Genomic DNA, 17,315 nt, shown 5'->3' with positions numbered 1-17,315 from the left:
GCCACGAAGCACCCGCACCCGCCGGCGCGCAGCACCCCGCAGACGCTAAAGCTCCGCCAGCAATTCCGCCTTTTTGACCGAAAACTCCTCATCGGTCACCAACCCGGCCTGATGCAACTCCCCAAGGTGCCGAATCCGCTCGGCGATATCCGCAGGATCACGCCGCGGCCCGCCCGCGGACACAGCCGCCACCGGACTCGACGCCCGCACCGCCGCCAACACCGCCGCGGCGAACGGCAACGACTCGTGCACCGGCCCGTACCCCAGCCCGAACACCACCGCGGCAGGATCCTGGTCGGCCTGCGCAACGACCCCGGCCCCCGACTCGTCGCGCCGCAACAACCGCAGATGCCCCTCGAAGACCTCGGGCGAGCGCCACTCCACCCCGTGCAGCTCCCCGACGGGGAAGCTCTGGTCCCCGGCCTTCCACTTCGCCGACGACGCCCCGGTCCAGAACCACCGGAAGTTCACGGTCCGCCCGTCGAACGAGGCCTTCCCGTCGTACGCCTTGAACGACAGCGGTCCCTTCGGCGGCTCCACGAGGAACCGATCCGCCGGCCCGGAGTCCGACTCCCTCAGCAGCGACCGCAACTCGTCGGTGTAGTACTCCGCGAGGACCTCCCGCTCGGCGGGCAGCACCAGCCGGTAGGGGTCGCCGCTGTCCTTCAGCTGTCCGGCGGCGGCCTCCATCAACGGATCCGCACCGGGCCGCGGCTCGACGCGCAGCACCACCGTGCCGCGCTTGCCGCGCGTCAGTGTCACCCCGGCGATCGCGTCCAGGGGCACACGGCGTTCCCCCAGTGCCTGGAAGAGCTTGGGTGTTCGGATCCCCCGTTCGTAGCGGATGAGCACGGAGTCGGACTCGAACTCCCAGGCGGCATGAAATCCGGCCAGTACGTCACCCATGCGGCTCATCGTATGCGGCACGCGCTCCTCCGTCCCCCTCCCGAGCAGACCGCAGTTTCTTCGCCTCTACGCGCGTCAGGCCGCGGCCGTGCCGGACAAACCGGTCCGGCAGACGCCGTCTTCATGCGCGCAGTGCACCGAGCGGTATGCGCCAACGCCGATCTCTGCGAAATTCATCAGACTTGCCGTACCCGGCTCGAAGTAGCCGGCGTGACCCTTCGCACCCTGCGCCGACAGCACCCGCGCACCGAACCCGGTGGACACCGGATCGGCCCCGTGGCCGAGCCCGCCGAACTCCAGGTAGGGCACGTCCTGGATCCAGTCGTCGGCGTCCCGCATCGCCCACACCCGGGCGGTGGTGTGCAGCTGGGCGGCCTTCTGCGCGCGCATGCCGGGGCTGCCGGCCACCGCGATGTCGGACACCCGGCCCGGCAGCGAGTGCGCGGCGACCCCGCACACCACGGAGCCGTAGCTGTGGCAGAACAACGAGACCGGCGAACTGCCCGGCAGCGCCCGCACCAGCGCGTTCAGCCGTACGGCGCCCTCCTCGGCCCGCATCGCCGTGGCCGAGTCGATGCCGAGTCCGCTGGGTGCCGTGTAGTCGGCCCAGGCGATCACGGCCGTACGGGTCGAGGGGCTCGCCGTCCGCTCGGCCGCGTACAGGGACTCGGCCATGCCGACGGGCGCCGCGTACTTGCGCTGGGTGCGCTGGAAGGTGAGCAGGTTGGTGTCCACGCCGGGCACGACGACCGAGACCCGCTCCGCCTTGCGCAGGTCGCCGAAGACCTCCGCCACCCGCCCCGAACCCTCGGGGTCGAAGGCGAGGATGTGGCGGCCCTTCTCCATGAGGTCTTCGAAGCGGTGCATCCGGCGGCGCGCCTCATGTTTCCCGGACGGGGTGAGACGGCTGTCGTGCATGCGCTCCCGCTCGACCTCACGTGCCTGGCCGAGCGCGACGCGATTGGCGCGGTAGCGCAGTTCGACCGGGGCGCCGTTCATGTTGCCGATCGCGAGCGGGTACTTGCGGACCAGGCTCGCGCGGTCCCGCTCGGTGAGCGAGGAGAAGAAGCGGGCCAGCTTCGCCGGCTGGGACTGCGGGTCCGGCAGCCGGTAGCCGCCGATCCGGCCGTCCTCCCAGGCGGAGAGCGAGGCCTGGAGTGGCGTGTCGCCCCGCTGGTTGCGCAGGGCGGTCCAGCCGGTGGTCGCCAGCATCACGAACACGACGGCCAGAGCGAGCAGTGCGCGCCAGACGTTCAGCTGCGGGGTGGTGTCGAAGGAAGTCACTGAAAGGACACACTAGGAGAACGAGAGGGTCTCGCGTTAACCAAGTGACCGGGATCACGTTTCGGGGGATGTGCTAAGGGGACTGCCCTGTACGCCAGTTCCCGGCCAGGGCCGGGCCCACCTGATCGAGGTAGGTGGTGGTGAGTTGGCGCATTCCTTCCAAGGTGAGGTCGTCCCCCGCGGACCACAGTCGCTCGGTGACGCGAATCACTCCGGCGAAGAGGGCCACGATGATGCGGGGCCGCGGATCCGTGTCCACGTCGAGCCCCTCGCGCTCGGCGATGATGCGTGCGAGCTCCTCCTCCAGTTCCGCCGACCGCCGCAGATGGGCGGCGAGCAGCGCCGGCGTGGACTCGATCACCCGGTAGACGCGCAGGTGGAGCTCGACCGGCACGATCTCCTCGATCGTCTCGTTGATCGTGTCCCAGCTCTCCAGCACGGCCCGGCGCAGCGCCTCCAGCGGCGCCTCGCCCGGCGGGCGGGCCCGTACAGCCTCGACCACCTGGGTCTCCGCGAGCCGCGGCACGTAGAACGCCGTCTCCTCCTTGCCCGCGAAGTAGCGGAAGAAGGTGCGCTGCGAGACGTCGACGGCGGCGGCGATGTCGTCGACGGTCGTCTCCTCGTACCCGCGCGTGGCGAACAGTTCCAGGGCGGCTCGCAGCAGCGCGTCCCGGGTGCGCCGTTTCTTGCGTTCGCGCAGGTTCAAAGAGGTGCCTCTCTCTTCGGTGTTTGCCCAGTTCAGGCTATAGGGAGGGTGTCGTGTCAGTTACCGGCTTGTGAATTGGTTTGTCAATTGTCAGTGGCTGTCATTAGCCTCGAAGCATGACTAGTCAGACCACCATCGACACGACGGGGTCGGGGGGCAAGGCACCGGCGACGCCGTCGGACGCGACGCCGGGCAAGGGGCTGCGAGGGCACCCCTGGCTCACCCTCATCACCGTCGCAGTGGGGGTCATGATGGTGGCCCTCGACGGCACCATCGTGGCCATAGCCAACCCCGCGATACAGAAGGACCTGGGCGCCAGCTTCGCCCAGGTCCAGTGGATCACCAACGGATACTTCCTCGCCCTCGCGGTCTCCCTGATCACCGCGGGCAAGCTCGGCGACCGCTTCGGTCACCGGCAGACCTTCCTCATCGGCGTCGTCGGCTTCGCCGCCGCCTCGGGGGCTATCGGTCTGTCCGACAGCATCGCGCTGGTCGTCACCTTCCGCGTTCTTCAGGGCCTCTTCGGCGCGCTGCTGATGCCGGCCGCGCTCGGCCTGCTGCGGGCCACCTTCCCGGCCGAGAAGCTGAACATGGCGATCGGCATCTGGGGCATGGTCATCGGCGCGTCCACCGCCGGCGGCCCGATCCTCGGCGGCGTGCTCGTCGAGCACGTCAACTGGCAGTCGGTGTTCTTCATCAACGTGCCGGTCGGTGTCCTCGCCGTCGTCCTCGGCGTCTGGATCCTCCTCGACCACCGCGCCGAGAACGCCCCGCGCTCCTTCGACATCCTGGGCATCGCCCTGCTGTCCACGTCCGTGTTCTGCCTGGTGTGGGCGCTCATCAAGGCCCCGCCGTCCGAGTGGGGCTGGGGCGACGCCAAGACGCTGGCGTTCCTCGGCGCCTCCGTGCTGGGCTTCGCGCTGTTCGCCTTCTGGGAGACGAAGGTGAAGGAGCCGCTGATCCCGCTCGCGCTGTTCCGCTCCGTGGCGCTGTCCGCGGGCGTCGTGCTGATGGTCCTGATGGCCATCGCCTTCATGGGCGGCTTGTTCTTCGTGACGTTCTACCTCCAGAACGTGCACGGCATGGGCCCGGTCGACGCCGGTCTGCACCTGCTGCCGCTCACCGGCATGATGATCGTCGGCTCGCCGCTCGCCGGCGCGATGATCACCAAGTTCGGCCCCCGCGTCCCGCTCGCGGGCGGCATGGCGCTCACCGCGATCGCCATGTACGGGATGTCGACGCTGGAGACGGACACCGGCAGCGGCATCATGTCGCTCTGGTTCGCCCTGCTCGGCCTCGGCCTCGCCCCGGTCATGGTCGGCGCGACCGAAGTCATCGTCGGCAACGCCCCGATGGAGCTGTCGGGCGTCGCGGGCGGTCTCCAGCAGGCCGCCATGCAGATCGGCGGCAGCCTCGGTACGGCCGTGCTGGGCGCCGTGATGGCCTCCAAGGTCAACAGTGACCTCACGGGCAACTGGACGAAGGCGGGGCTCCCGCCGCTCACGCCGGAGCAGGAGCACCAGGCGTCCGAGGCCGTCCAGGTCGGTGTCCCGCCGGTGGCGCCGGGGACGCCGGACGCGATCGCCGCGAAGATCACGGGCGTCGCGCACGACACGTTCATCTCCGGCATGAGCGCGGCGTCCCTCGTCGCCTGCGGTGTCGCCGTGGTGGCGGTGCTGGTGGCGTTCCTCACGAAGCGCGGGGAGAACGCGGGCGCCGGCGCGGGCGCCGCGCACATCTGACGGTCGAATCCCGGGTGTTCGCCTATCCGGGTGAACAAAACCGCCGACCCCTCCCCTCCGGCGGGCATCGCAGGTCACAGTGGGTCAAGTCCTCCGCAGGGCATGGAGGACGGACGCTGCGGCGCGCTGCCGGAGGGGGGCAGCGCGCAAGCAGCGGGATTGAGACCCGCATCGGGGGTACTCGCCATGTCGTACCCGAACCGAACCCCAACCGACTGAGGGTTTACGGGAGTTGATGATGGCGAGCTTCGGACACGGTACGCGCAGGCACCCCCGCTCACGTGGCCGGACGTGGTCACGGACCGGGCCGGATCGCGCGACGCTCGGAATCATCGGAGTCATCTGCGCGGTCGCCGGATTCTTCGTGCTGGGGATCATCCTCGGCCCCGTGGCGATCGTCTGCGGCTGGCTCGCCATGGGCCGCACGTGGGCGGGCTCCCGCCCGGCCACGGCCGTGGTCGCGCTGGTATTGGGCGCTATCGACACGCTCCTGGCCATCCTCTGGCTGGCAGGAGCGGCAACCCCGGGCAATGGCATGCTGTTCTGACCCGGGGAAGTGGGGGAGGGCCTCCGGCGGTTGAGCCGGAGGCTGTTCTCTTGCCCAGCTGCGGGCGGTCGCGAGCCGCTTAGCTGCGGGCAATCGTGCCGCTAAGGGCGGCACGGGTGGGCGCAGCGGCACCCCGCTCCGCCGGGCTGCGCACCCACCCGCCCCGGGCACGAACCCCGAGCCCCACTCAACGGTCGTCACTCAACAGGCGTCCCCTTCAACGCCGCCACTTCCCCCCGCAAGGCCCGAACCTCCTCCGTCAGCTCCCGTATCGCCTCCGTCTGCCGCCGCTCCTCCATATCGTCCTTCTCGAACCGCGCGATGAACCACGCCGCGATGTTCGCCGTCACCACACCCAGCAGGGCGATCCCGGACAGCATCAGCCCGACCGCGAGCATCCGCCCCAGCCCGGTCGTCGGCGCGTGATCCCCGTACCCCACGGTCGTCATCGTCGTGAACGACCACCACACCGCATCACCCAGCGTCCGGATGTTCCCGTCCGGCGAGTCCCGCTCCACCGACAGCACCGCCAGCGACCCGAACATCAGCAGCCCGACCACCGCACCGACGACATACGTCGTGAGCCTTATCTGCGAGGCCATCCGCGCCCGCTGCCCGACCAGCAGCAGCGTCGACACCAGCCGCAGCAACCGCATCGGCTGCAGCATCGGCAGCAACACCGCGCCCAGGTCGAGCCAGTGTGTCCGGACGAACACCAGCCGCTGCTCGGCGAGCACGAGCCGTATGACGTAGTCGAGCGCGAACGCACCCCACACCACCCACTCGACGGCCGTGCACACCTCCACCACGTCCCGGCTCGCGTCGGGCCGGACGATCGGCACGGCGTAGGCGACGGCGAAGGCCAGGGCCAGACCGAAGAGGGGCCGCTGTGTGCGCTGTTCCCAACGGAGTTGGGCCGACTGCTGCTGCATGGCCGAATCGTAGGAAAGGTGAAGGGGTGGTGTGCCCACGGTGTACCCGTGAGGCTCACCACCCCTTGACAACCCCGTCGTGTTACGCGTCGCCGCCCGCGACCCCCGGGTCGGCCGCCGACACGTCGAGCAGCTGGTACCGGTCGATGGCCTGCTTGAGCACCGACCGGTCGACCTTGCCCTCACGGGCCAGCTCGGTCAGCACCCCCACCACGATCGACTGCGCGTCGATGTGGAAGAAGCGGCGGGCCGCACCCCGCGTGTCGGCGAAGCCGAAGCCGTCCGCGCCGAGCGACTGGTACGTCTGCGGCACCCAGCGCGCGATCTGGTCCGGAACCGACCGCATCCAGTCGGACACGGCCACGACCGGGCCCTCCGCGCCCGCCAGCTTCCGCGTCACGTACGGCACCCGCTGCTCCTCCTCGGGGTGCAGCAGGTTGTGCTCCTCGCAGGCCACGGCCTCGCGCCGCAGCTCGTTCCAGGAGGTCGCCGACCAGACGTCGGCCTTGACGTTCCACTCCTCCGCGAGGATCTTCTGCGCCTCGACCGCCCACGGCACCGCGACACCCGACGCCATGATCTGCGCCGGGATCGAGCCGCCCGTGCCCTCGCTGAAGCGGTAGACGCCCTTGAGGATGCCCTCGACGTCCACGTTCTCGGGCTCGGCCGGGTGCTGGATCGGCTCGTTGTAGACGGTCAGGTAGTAGAAGACGTCCTCGCCGTGCGGGTGCTCCTCGGAGGCGCCGTACATCCGGCGCAGGCCGTCCTTCACGATGTGCGCGATCTCGAAGCCGAACGCCGGGTCGTACGCCACGCAGCCGGGGTTCGTGGAGGCCAGCAGCTGCGAGTGACCGTCGGCGTGCTGGAGGCCCTCACCGGTCAGCGTCGTCCGGCCGGCGGTCGCGCCCAGGACGAAGCCGCGCGCCAGCTGGTCGGACATCTGCCAGAACTGGTCGCCGGTGCGCTGGAAACCGAACATCGAGTAGAAGACATAGACGGGGATCAGCGGCTCGCCGTGGGTCGCGTAGGCCGAGCCGGCGGCGATCAGGGACGCCGTGCAGCCCGCCTCCGAGATGCCGTCGTGCAGCATCTGGCCGTTCGGCGCCTCCTTGTAGGCGAGCAGCAGGTCGCGGTCGACCGACTCGTACTGCTGGCCGAGCGGGTTGTAGATCTTCGCGCTCGGGAAGAACGAGTCCATGCCGAACGTGCGGTACTCGTCCGGCGCGATCAGCACGAACCGCTTGCCGATCTCCTTGTCCCGCATGAGGTCCTTGAGCAGGCGCACGAAGGCCATCGTCGTGGCGATCGACTGCTGGCCCGAGCCCTTCTTCACGGTCGCGTACGTCTTGTCCTCGGGCAGCGGCAGCGGCTTGGACCGCACGACGCGCGTGGGGACGTAACCGCCGAGACCCCTGCGGCGGTCGTGCATGTACTGGATCTCCTCCGAGTCCGGGCCCGGGTGGTAGTACGGCGGGGCGCCGGACTCCAGCTCCTTGTCGGAGATCGGCAGGTGCAGACGGTCGCGGAAGCGCTTGAGGTCGTCGACCGTCAGCTTCTTCATCTGGTGCGTGGCGTTGCGGCCCTCGAAGTTCGGGCCCAGCGTCCAGCCCTTGATCGTCTTGGCGAGGATCACCGTCGGCTGGCCCTTGTGCTCCACGGCCGCCTTGTACGCCGCGAAGATCTTCCGGTGGTCGTGACCGCCGCGGCCCAGGTGCAGGATCTGGTCGTCGGTCATGTTCTCGACCATCGCCCGCAGCCGGTGGTCGTCGCCGAAGAAGTGGTCGCGGATGTACGCGCCGGTCTCCGTGGCGTACGTCTGGAACTGTCCGTCCGGCGTGGTGTTCATCTTGTTGACCAGCACGCCGTCGCGGTCCTGGGCGAGCAGCGGGTCCCAGGTGCGGTCCCAGACCAGCTTGATCACGTTCCAGCCGGCGCCGCGGAAGATCGACTCCAGCTCCTGGATGATCTTCCCGTTGCCGCGCACCGGTCCGTCGAGGCGCTGGAGGTTGCAGTTGACGACGAACGTGAGGTTGTCCAGGCCCTCGCGGGCGGCGATGGACAGCTGGCCCAGCGACTCCGGCTCGTCCATCTCGCCGTCGCCGAGGAACGCCCACACGTGCGACTTCGAGGTGTCGGCGATCCCGCGCGCGTGCATGTAGCGGTTCATCCGCGCCTGGTAGATCGCGCCGATCGGGCCGAGGCCCATCGACACCGTCGGGAACTCCCAGAAGTCCGGCATGAGCCGGGGGTGCGGGTACGACGACAGGCCGTAGGGCGCCTTCGACTTCTCCTGGCGGAAGCCGTCCAGGTGCTGCTCGCTGAGCCGGTCCAGCAGGAAGGCGCGGGCGTAGATGCCCGGCGAGGCGTGTCCCTGGAAGAAGACCTGGTCGCCGCCGTCGCCCTCGTCCTTGCCGCGGAAGAAGTGGTTGAAGCCGACGTCGTAGAGGGAGGCGGAGGACGCGAACGTGGCGATGTGGCCGCCGACGCCGATGCCGGGGCGCTGGGCCCGGGAGACCATCACCGCCGCGTTCCAGCGGGTCGCGTTGAGGATCTTCCGCTCGATCTCCTCGTTGCCCGGGAAGAACGGCTCGCTCTTGGTGGGGATGGTGTTGACGTAGTCCGTGCTGCGCATCTCCGGCACGGCCACGCGCTTCTCGCGGGCCCGCTCGATCAGCCGCAGCATCAGATAGCGGGCGCGCTCACGGCCGCGCTCGTCCACAGCGGCGTCGAGCGAGTCGAGCCACTCCTGCGTCTCTTCGGGATCGAAGTCAGGAACCTGACTCGGAAGGCCGCCAATGATGATCGGGTTGCGATCGGATGCGGAAGCCACGCTGTTCCTTACCTGTCAGAGGGCCTGCGAGGGCCGCTGTTTCGCTGTCGTCGCCGGGCGTTGTCGCTCAGGGGCCCCTAGGGCCGCGCCGCTCCCCATGGTCCACCTCGGGGCCGTAAACGTCATCTCTACCCAGCGGTAACCCGGGCGTGGGACCGGCCCCGTGACGTATGGGGTGAATACCTTCGAGTCTCGTACCCCCAGACGATTCCCAAACGCCCAAACAGGGCAGAAAGGTGTGGTGTGCGTCACCTCGGGCCATGATGGTGTGCCTGGAGTTGCGGTGACACCGCCAGGATCGTCACCGTTTCGGCGGTCTGAACGGCCGGGTACTTGCGCGATCCGCCCCGCCCGTGTGGACTACGGCCAATGCTTCGCGCACGCGCGTGGCTGAGATTCCCCCGAGCTCACAGGAGCAGGGGGTTCCGACATCCCAAGAAATGATCAGGAGGCAACCCGTGAGCGCGACCGCGGACCACGCGGAGGAGCGGACGAACCCTGCCGCCAGGCTGGGGTTCCAGCCCGGGCAGGTGGTCCAGGAGATCGGCTACGACGACGACGTGGACCAGGAACTCCGCGAGGCCATCGAGGGCATCGTCGAGGGCGACCTGGTGGACGAGGACTACGACGACGTGGCCGACGCCGTTGTGCTGTGGTTCCGTGACGACGACGGCGACCTGACGGATGCGCTGGTCGATGCCACCACGTACATCGAAGAGGGCGGTGCGATCCTGCTCCTCACGCCGAAGACCGGCCGTTCGGGCTATGTGGAGCCGAGCGACATCTCGGAAGCCGCCACCACGGCGGGTCTGACGGCGTCCAAGAGCGTCAGTGTCGGCAAGGACTGGAGCGGCAGCCGGCTGGCGACGCCGAAAGCCGCCAAGTCGAAGCGTTAGCCGTACGGCACGTCCGCACGTCAGCCGTTCGGAAGGGCGGGCCGGCATCGTCGGCCCGCCCACCGGTCTGCGCCCGTCCCTGCGTAGGGTGGGGCCCGTTCGAGAAGCCCCACGAAGGGACACCCACAACGATGGCGATCCAGGTCGGCGAGAAGGCCCCCGACTTCGAGCTCAAGGACAACCACGGCGCGAGCGTGAAGCTGTCCGACTTCCGCGGTCGGAAGAACGTGGTGCTGCTCTTCTACCCCTTCGCCTTCACCGGCGTGTGCACGGGTGAGCTGTGCGCGCTGCGCGACAACCTGCCGCAGTTCTCCGACCGCGACACCCAGCTGCTCGCCGTCTCCAACGACTCCATCCACACCCTGCGCGTCTTCGCCGAGCAGGAGGGCCTGGAGTACCCGCTGCTGTCGGACTTCTGGCCGCACGGCAACGTCTCGCGCGCCTACGGCGTCTTCGACGAGGACAAGGGCTGCGCCGTGCGCGGCACCTTCGTCATCGACAAGGAGGGCGTCGTGCGCTGGACGGTCGTCAACGGCCTGCCGGACGCGCGCGACCTGAACGACTACGTGAAGGCGCTCGACACCCTGTGACGCCGGTCGGGCGTCATGCGCTCGACACCCGCTGAATTGTCGGCTTCAGGGCCTGCGTGGGGCGGGAACCCGTCACTAGGATCGACTCGTTGATCCGACATCCGAGCACAACGGGGCATCCCGCCCCCGGACACCAATGGAGGACTCGTGGGAGTCAGCCTCAGCAAGGGCGGCAACGTATCGCTGACCAAGGAGGCGCCGGGCCTGACCGCGGTCATCGTCGGTCTGGGGTGGGACGTCCGCACCACGACCGGCACCGACTTCGACCTGGACGCCAGCGCGCTGCTGCTGAACAACTCCGGCAAGGTCGCCAGCGACCAGCACTTCGTCTTCTTCAACAACCTCAAGAGCCCCGACGGCTCCGTCGAGCACACCGGCGACAACCTCACCGGTGAGGGCGAGGGCGACGACGAGCAGATCAAGGTCAACCTGGCCACGGTCCCGGCCGACGTCGAGAAGATCGTCTTCCCGGTCTCCATCTACGACGCCGAGACCCGCCAGCAGTCCTTCGGCCAGGTCCGCAACGCGTTCATCCGCGTGGTGAACCAGGCCGGCGGCGCCGAGATCGCCCGCTACGACCTCAGCGAGGACGCCTCCACCGAGACCGCCATGGTCTTCGGTGAGCTCTACCGGCACGGCGCGGAGTGGAAGTTCCGCGCCATCGGCCAGGGCTACGCCTCGGGCCTGCGCGGCATCGCGCAGGACTTCGGCGTGAACGTCTGAGCCATCTGACGGGCCCTGGCGACAGGGCCCCCAGGTCTTCCTGTCCGGCGCCGCACGGTTTACGTGCGGCGCCGGACGTGCAGGACCACCCTGAGAAACACCACCCGGGGAGGGACAGCATCATGGGCGTCACGCTCGCCAAAGGGGGCAACGTCTCCCTGTCCAAAGCCGCACCGAACCTCACTCAGGTGATGATCGGGCTCGGCTGGGACGCGCGCTCCACCACCGGAGCCCCGTTCGACCTCGACGCCAGCGCGCTGATGTGCAGCGGCGGCCGCGTGCTCGGGGACGAGTGGTTCGTGTTCTACAACCAGCTCAAGAGTCCGGACGGTTCCGTGGAGCACACCGGTGACAACCTCACCGGTGAGGGCGACGGCGACGACGAGTCGCTCCTGATCGACCTCTCCAAGGTGCCGCCCCAGTGCGACAAGATCGTCTTTCCTGTCTCCATCCACATGGCCGACGAGCGGAACCAGACCTTCGGCCAGGTCAGCAATGCCTTCATCCGCGTGGTGAACCAGGCGGACGGCCAGGAACTCGCCCGCTACGACCTCAGCGAGGACGCCTCCACCGAGACCGCGATGATCTTCGGTGAGGTCTATCGCTACCAGGGCGAATGGAAGTTCAGGGCCGTCGGGCAGGGGTACGCGTCGGGACTGCGGGGGATCGCACTGGACTTCGGGGTCAACGTCACGTAACGCGATATGAGCAAAACCCGGGGCCCCGTGGGGTGCGGAGGGGGGCCGACTAGACTTCGGCTTCAAAAGTTCGTAAAGCCGGGTACGGCACGGGAGAGACCCGTACACACACGATTGGGTAGCCAGTGCTTCTGAAAACCTTCGGGTGGTCGTTCGCGGTCACCGCGCTCGGCCTGGTCGCAGCGGTCCTCTACGGAGGGTGGGCCGCCCTCGGGCTCGTAGCGATCCTGTCCGTCCTCGAGATCTCGCTGTCCTTCGACAACGCGGTGGTCAACGCCGGAATCCTGAAGAAGATGAGTGCCTTCTGGCAGAAAATCTTCCTCACGATCGGCATCCTGATCGCCGTGTTCGGCATGCGGCTGGTCTTCCCCGTCGTGATCGTCGCTCTCAGCGCACAGCTCGGGCCGATCGAGGCCGTCGACCTCGCGCTCACCGACAAGGACCAGTACCAGCAGCTCGTGACGGACGCCCACCCGGCGATCGCCGCCTTCGGCGGTATGTTCCTGCTGATGATCTTCCTGGACTTCATCTTCGAGGACCGGGACATCAAGTGGCTCGGGTGGCTGGAGCGCCCGCTGGCCAAGCTCGGCAAGGTCGACATGCTGTCGGTCTGCATCGCGCTGATCGTCCTGCTGATCTCGGCGATGACCTTCGCGACCCACGCCCACCAGCACGGCGGCACGCATGTCGACAAGGCGGAGACGGTTCTGCTCTCCGGTATCGGCGGCCTGATCACCTACATGATCGTCGGCGGTCTCTCCGGCTACTTCGAGGACAAGCTCGAAGAGGAGGAGGAACGCGAACACGAGCAGGAGGAAGAGGCCGCCCGCTCCGGCAAGCCGCGCTCCGCGGTCGTCGTCGCCGGTAAAGCCGCGTTCTTCATGTTCCTCTACCTGGAGGTCCTGGACGCGTCCTTCTCCTTCGACGGCGTCATCGGCGCCTTCGCCATCACCAACGACATCGTCCTGATGGCCCTCGGCCTCGGCATCGGTGCCATGTACGTCCGGTCGCTCACGGTCTACCTCGTCCGCGAGGGCACCCTCGACGACTACGTCTACCTGGAGCACGGCGCGCACTACGCGATCGGCGCGCTCGCCATGATCCTGCTCGTCACCATCCGGTACGAGATCAACGAGTTCATCACCGGCTCGGTCGGCGTCATCCTGATCGCCTGGTCCTTCTGGTCCTCCGTCCGCCGCAACAGGGCACTGGCGGCGGCCGAGGGCAATGCCGGCTCGGACGAGAAGACTGAGGTCTCGTCCGGGGTGTGACACCCCTCCGGGTGAGGAACGCTCTGTGCGGGGCGGCCACCGAGGTGACTCCTCGGGGCCGCCCCGTCGGTCGTCAAGGGCCGCGGGTACGGCGAGGACCCGCGGTCACCAAGGGAACGTGGGGGCGGAATGGGCCTGTTCGACGGACTCCGGCGTGGGCGCGATGTGCAGTTCGACTCGGGGCACGCGGCAACCAACGCGATCGAGCTGACCAAGCGGCGCGCGCAGATATCACTCACCAAACAGGGCGCGGCCACCGGCCATCTCCGGGTCAACCTGAGCTGGCGGATGCGCACCTCCGACATCGGCGGCCCGCAGCGCGAGAGCCTGCTGCGGCACCCCTTCAGGGCCCTCAAACCGCCCGAGGTCATCGGCCACAGCCAGAGCGTGGTCAACGTCGACCTCGACCTGGGCTGTCTGTACGAGCTGCAGGACGGCAGCAAGGGCGTCGTCCAGCCCCTCGGCGGCTACTTCGGCGACGTCAACGCCGCGCCGTACGTCAAGCTCAGCGGCGACGACCGCTTCGGCTCCGCGTCCGGCGAGACGATGTACATCAACCTCGACCACCGCGACAGCATCAAGCGGCTCCTGGTCTTCGTCTACATCTACGACGCGACACCCGCCTTCGACCGCGCCCACGCCATCGTCACCCTCTACCCGAGCAACGGCCCCCGCATCGAGATCCACCTCGACGAACGCCAGCCACAGGCCCGCTCCTGCGCCGTCGTCATGATCGAAAAGGTCAAGGACGAGATCATCGTGCGCCGCGAGGCGAAGTTCGTCTACGGCTTCCAGGCCGAGCTGGACCGGTTGTACGGGTGGGGGCTCCAGTGGGGCCGGGGCTACAAGACGAAGGTCGAGCGCTAGGCAAGCCCCCTCAAGGACTGGCCCTGCCTAGCGTCCGATGAACTGCGGGCCCTGCGGGGGCAGGCGGAAGTCCGGGTCGGGGGCCGCGGCCGCGACCGGCTCCGGGTAGCCGTAGCCGGACTGCGCGCCCGTGACGCCCGCGGTCGCCGGTGCCTGCGGGTAGCCGTAGGCGGGCTGGCTGGTGGGCTGCGGGTAGCCGTACGCCGGCTGGGTCGCCGGGGGCTGCTGGGGCGGATAGCCGTACGCGGGCTGCGGGGGCACCACGGTCGGCTGCTCCGGCGGCAGCGGCCGGGACACCTCGGGGGCGGGCGGGGCCGCGGTCGCGGGCTGCTGGGTCGTGGCCGGGGGCTGCTGGGTCGTGGCGGAGGTCGTGGGCTGTGCCGGGTCGGCGGTCGCCGGCTGCCTGTCCGTCTCCTCCATCGCCTCCGACTCGTCCACGGAGATGCCGTAGTCGGTCGCGAGCCCCTGAAGCCCATTCGAATAGCCCTCGCCCAGCGCCCGGAACTTCCAGCCCTCCCCGCGCCGGTACAGCTCACCGCAGATCAGCGCGGTCTCCTGGCCCGTCTCCGGCTTGACGTCGAAGTACGCCAGAGCCTCCGCGCCGGTGCCCGCCGCGTCGTACAGCAGAATGCGCAGTTCCCGTACGCGGTCGAACGTGACGCCGTCCGCCGAAGCGACCAGCAGAATCCGGCTGACTCCCGCCTCGACACCGGCGAGATCTGTCTGGATCGTGTCGGTCAGGCCCTCGGTGACCCGCTTCTTGCCGAGCCGCCACACCTTCCCGGAAGGGTGCCGGGGCTGGTTGTAGAACACGAAGTCCTCGTCGGAGCGCACATGACCGTCGGGGCCGAGGAGCAGCGCGGAGGCGTCGACGTCCGGAACCCCCTGCCCGGGTGTCCAGCGCAGCACGGCGCGCACCGTGGTGGCTTCCAGCGGGACGTTCGACCCCTTCAGCATCGCGTGCGTCATGCGGTCATCCTGCCTTCTCGGTCCTGCTCACGACAACGCGGGGCCCGAGGTGCCCCGAGCGGCGCCGACGGCCCCCGGGGACTACCGTCGTCATGGCCGGGCCTGGCTGTGCTTGCCCGCGTTACCTGAAATTCATGCCTGATGGGAACCTCTGCCATGGACTTCTACGTACTATTACCGGCCAGCTTTCGACGATTCGCAGGTCGCACAACCACCACGGGGGAGTTCCATGCGGCATTTCGGGCACATCGCCCCTGAGGTTCGGAAGCGTCTCTTCTACCGCGAGCCGTGTACGTTCACCGCGGATTCGCCGGCCTGGCTGCTCTCGGCCGCCCTCGGCGCCACGCTCTACAGCCCGGCCACCCGGACGCGCCTCGCCGACGACATCCTCAAGCAGGCCGGTCGCGGCGTGGTCTCCATGGTCCTGTGCCTGGAGGACTCGATCGACGACGCGGAGGTCGGCCCGGGCGAGGAGAACCTCGTCCGCCAGCTCACGGCCCTCGCCGACCGCCCGGGCGCGGACCTGCCGCTGCTCTTCATCCGGGTCCGCGCACCCGAGCAGATACCGGACCTGGTGCGACGCCTCGGGCCCGCCGTCCGGCTGCTGTCCGGATTCGTACTGCCGAAGTTCACCGAGGAACGCGGCATCCCCTTCCTGGAGGCGCTGGCGAGAGCCGAGGCCGAAGGCGGCCGTCGCCTTTTCGCCATGCCGGTGCTGGAGTCGCCGGAGCTGCTCTACCGCGAGTCGCGCGTGGCGACCCTGGAGGGCATCTTCCGGGCGGTCGACAAGTACCGCGACCGCGTCCTCGCCCTGCGCCTCGGCGTGACGGACTTCTGCTCCTCGTACGGGCTGCGCAGAGGCCCCGACATGACGGCCTACGACGTGCAGATCGTCGCCTCCGTGATCGCCGACGTGGTGAACATGCTGGGCCGCGCCGACGGGACCGGCTTCACCGTGACCGGGCCGGTGTGGGAGTACTTCCGGGTCCAGGAGCGCATGTTCAAGCCGCAGCTGCGGCAGAGCCCCTTCCTTGAGGTGCAGGCCGCGGAACTGCGCGAGAAGCTGATTGAGCACGCCATGGACGGCCTGCTCAGGGAGATCTCCCTGGACCAGGCCAACGGACTGCTGGGCAAGACCTGCATCCACCCCTCGCACGTGCTGCCCGTGCACGCCCTGTCGGTCGTCAGCCACGAGGAGTTCTCGGACGCCGAGGACATCCTGCGCCCCGAGCGCGGCGGCGGGGGTGTGCTGAGGTCGGCGTACACGAACAAGATGAACGAGGTGAAGCCGCATCGGGCCTGGGCCGAGCGGACCCTGTTGCGTGCCGAGGTTTTCGGCGTGGCGAACGAGGACATCGGCTTCGTGGAGCTGCTGGCGGCCGGTCTGCTCGACTGAAGGCACGGCATCCGAGGAACGCAGGCTCGCCGGGGAGACCGGCGACATCGACGCAGGGAATTCATGGAGAAGGCAGTGAACGTGGGGGTGCGCGACCAGGTGCGCGACGGCGATGGCGACGGTGTCTGGTCGGGCAGCTGGGTCGCCGAGCGGCTCGGCGTCGAGCTCATCGGCGACGACCGGCTGACCGGCCTGCTCGGGCTGGCACTGCGCCGCAACCCCAAGCGGGCCCACCTGCTGGTGTCGAACGTCCTCGGCAAGCACGTCCCGCAGTCGCCGTCCGTGGTCTACGGCTACGGCTTCGAACTGGGCCGCCGGGTGCGTGAACTGCTCGGCGCCGACGAGGCCCGCCGCGCGGTCGTCCTCGGCTACGCGGAGACCGCGACCGGCCTCGGCCACTCAGTCGCCGACGGTCTGGGCCTCGCCCCCTACCTGCACTCCACCCGCCGCCCCGTCGCCGGCGTCGCCCGCGCAGGTGGCTTCGAGGAGTCCCACTCCCACGCCACGTCCCATCTGCTGCTGCCGGAGGATCCGGCCCTGCTGGCCGGCGACGGGCCGCTGGTCCTGGTCGACGACGAGTTCTCCACGGGGAACACGGTGCTGAACACCGTCCGGGATCTTCATGAGCGGTATCCGCGGCGGCGGTACGTCGTGGTGGCGCTGGTGGACATGCGGTCCGCGGTCGACGCGGGGCGCCTCGCGGAGTTCGCCGGGGAGATCGGCGCGCGGGTGGATCTCGTGGCAGCGGCATCGGGGACCGTGCGGCTGCCCGAGGGGGTGCTGGAGAAGGGGCAGGAGCTGGTGGCGCGGTACGAGGCGGAGAGTGCCGCGTCAGGTGAGCGGTCGTCTGCGGCAGCGTCGTGGCCGGTCGCGCAGTTCCCCGCGCCCCTGGGGCAACGCCCCCGCGCCGAGCAACATCAAGTGTGACGACGCCTCGGGCCAGGTCCTCGCCGACGGC

At 69.1% G+C, this 17,315-nt stretch carries 15 protein-coding genes and 1 pseudogene; 10 read left to right on the top strand and 6 right to left on the bottom strand.

The features are described from left to right. Positions 1–45: 45 nt before the first annotated feature. The 3 genes from ABZ192_RS38370 to ABZ192_RS38360 all read right to left on the bottom strand — a co-directional run bounded on the left by ABZ192_RS38370 (position 46) and on the right by ABZ192_RS38360 (position 2,896). Positions 46–915: a DUF4429 domain-containing protein gene (locus ABZ192_RS38370; RefSeq protein ID WP_356929121.1), complete on the bottom strand. Its 870-nt coding sequence runs from the start codon at positions 913–915 to the stop codon at positions 46–48. 66 nt (positions 916–981) lie between these two features. Then, positions 982–2,190: an alpha/beta hydrolase family protein gene (locus ABZ192_RS38365; RefSeq protein ID WP_356929088.1), complete on the bottom strand. Its 1,209-nt coding sequence runs from the start codon at positions 2,188–2,190 to the stop codon at positions 982–984. 73 nt (positions 2,191–2,263) lie between these two features. Continuing rightward, positions 2,264–2,896, bottom strand: coding sequence for a TetR family transcriptional regulator (locus tag ABZ192_RS38360; RefSeq protein WP_356929087.1), 633 nt, complete (start codon positions 2,894–2,896; stop codon positions 2,264–2,266). 116 nt (positions 2,897–3,012) lie between these two features. On the opposite strand from ABZ192_RS38360, the gene ABZ192_RS38355 reads away from it, so the two are divergent. Then, on the top strand, positions 3,013–4,638 hold the full coding sequence (locus ABZ192_RS38355) for an MFS transporter (protein ID WP_356929086.1): 1,626 nt from the start codon (positions 3,013–3,015) through the stop codon (positions 4,636–4,638). Positions 4,639–4,873: 235 nt separating this feature from the next. Continuing rightward, positions 4,874–5,185, top strand: coding sequence for a small hydrophobic protein (locus ABZ192_RS38350; RefSeq protein ID WP_356929085.1), 312 nt, complete (start codon positions 4,874–4,876; stop codon positions 5,183–5,185). Positions 5,186–5,382: 197 nt separating this feature from the next. Here the strand turns inward: ABZ192_RS38350 and ABZ192_RS38345 are convergent, their stop codons facing one another. Both ABZ192_RS38345 and aceE read right to left on the bottom strand, forming a co-directional pair. Beyond that, a complete protein-coding gene (locus ABZ192_RS38345; protein ID WP_356929084.1) occupies positions 5,383–6,117 on the bottom strand; it encodes a potassium channel family protein in 735 nt (244 codons plus the stop codon). Between the two features lie 82 nt (positions 6,118–6,199). Next, positions 6,200–8,947: a pyruvate dehydrogenase (acetyl-transferring), homodimeric type gene (aceE, locus tag ABZ192_RS38340; protein WP_356929083.1), complete on the bottom strand. Its 2,748-nt coding sequence runs from the start codon at positions 8,945–8,947 to the stop codon at positions 6,200–6,202. A gap of 458 nt (positions 8,948–9,405) precedes the next feature. Between aceE and ABZ192_RS38335 the strand changes: the two genes are divergently transcribed. The 6 genes from ABZ192_RS38335 to ABZ192_RS38310 all read left to right on the top strand — a co-directional run bounded on the left by ABZ192_RS38335 (position 9,406) and on the right by ABZ192_RS38310 (position 13,992). Then, positions 9,406–9,843 carry a DUF3052 domain-containing protein gene (locus tag ABZ192_RS38335; protein ID WP_010048512.1) on the top strand — a complete coding sequence of 146 codons (438 nt, stop codon included), beginning with the start codon at positions 9,406–9,408 and terminating at the stop codon, positions 9,841–9,843. A 131-nt stretch (positions 9,844–9,974) separates the two neighbouring features. Further along, entirely contained in the window at positions 9,975–10,433 is a 459-nt protein-coding gene (locus ABZ192_RS38330) for a peroxiredoxin (protein WP_356929082.1), read from the top strand. A gap of 147 nt (positions 10,434–10,580) precedes the next feature. After that, the gene (locus ABZ192_RS38325; RefSeq protein WP_356929081.1) at positions 10,581–11,156 is read left to right on the top strand and encodes a calcium homeostasis/redox stress adaptation protein; all 576 of its coding nucleotides are present in this window, start codon (positions 10,581–10,583) and stop codon (positions 11,154–11,156) included. Between the two features lie 122 nt (positions 11,157–11,278). Continuing rightward, positions 11,279–11,854: a TerD family protein gene (locus ABZ192_RS38320; protein WP_356929080.1), complete on the top strand. Its 576-nt coding sequence runs from the start codon at positions 11,279–11,281 to the stop codon at positions 11,852–11,854. 125 nt (positions 11,855–11,979) lie between these two features. Continuing rightward, positions 11,980–13,125, top strand: a complete 1,146-nt coding sequence (locus ABZ192_RS38315) for a DUF475 domain-containing protein (RefSeq protein WP_356929079.1) — start codon at positions 11,980–11,982, stop codon at positions 13,123–13,125. Positions 13,126–13,254: 129 nt separating this feature from the next. Next, on the top strand, positions 13,255–13,992 hold the full coding sequence (locus tag ABZ192_RS38310; RefSeq protein WP_356929078.1) for a Tellurium resistance: 738 nt from the start codon (positions 13,255–13,257) through the stop codon (positions 13,990–13,992). Positions 13,993–14,019: 27 nt separating this feature from the next. On the opposite strand, the gene ABZ192_RS38305 is transcribed toward ABZ192_RS38310, so the two are convergent. After that, the gene (locus tag ABZ192_RS38305) at positions 14,020–14,961 is read right to left on the bottom strand and encodes a TerD family protein (protein WP_356929077.1); all 942 of its coding nucleotides are present in this window, start codon (positions 14,959–14,961) and stop codon (positions 14,020–14,022) included. Between the two features lie 229 nt (positions 14,962–15,190). Here ABZ192_RS38305 and ABZ192_RS38300 point away from each other — a divergent pair, with 229 nt between their 5' ends. Both ABZ192_RS38300 and ABZ192_RS38295 read left to right on the top strand, forming a co-directional pair. Next, positions 15,191–16,357: an HpcH/HpaI aldolase/citrate lyase family protein gene (locus tag ABZ192_RS38300; protein ID WP_356929076.1), complete on the top strand. Its 1,167-nt coding sequence runs from the start codon at positions 15,191–15,193 to the stop codon at positions 16,355–16,357. 63 nt (positions 16,358–16,420) lie between these two features. Beyond that, positions 16,421–17,209, top strand: a pseudogene (locus tag ABZ192_RS38295) (phosphoribosyltransferase domain-containing protein); the annotation flags it as partial. Between the last annotated feature and the right edge of the window lie 106 nt (positions 17,210–17,315).

The sequence above is a fragment of the Streptomyces sp. NPDC006235 genome, from assembly GCF_040613735.1.
Taxonomy (GTDB): domain Bacteria; phylum Actinomycetota; class Actinomycetes; order Streptomycetales; family Streptomycetaceae; genus Streptomyces.
The sequence above is the reverse complement of the archived record's forward strand: the minus strand, read 5'-3'. Positions and strand labels throughout refer to the sequence as shown.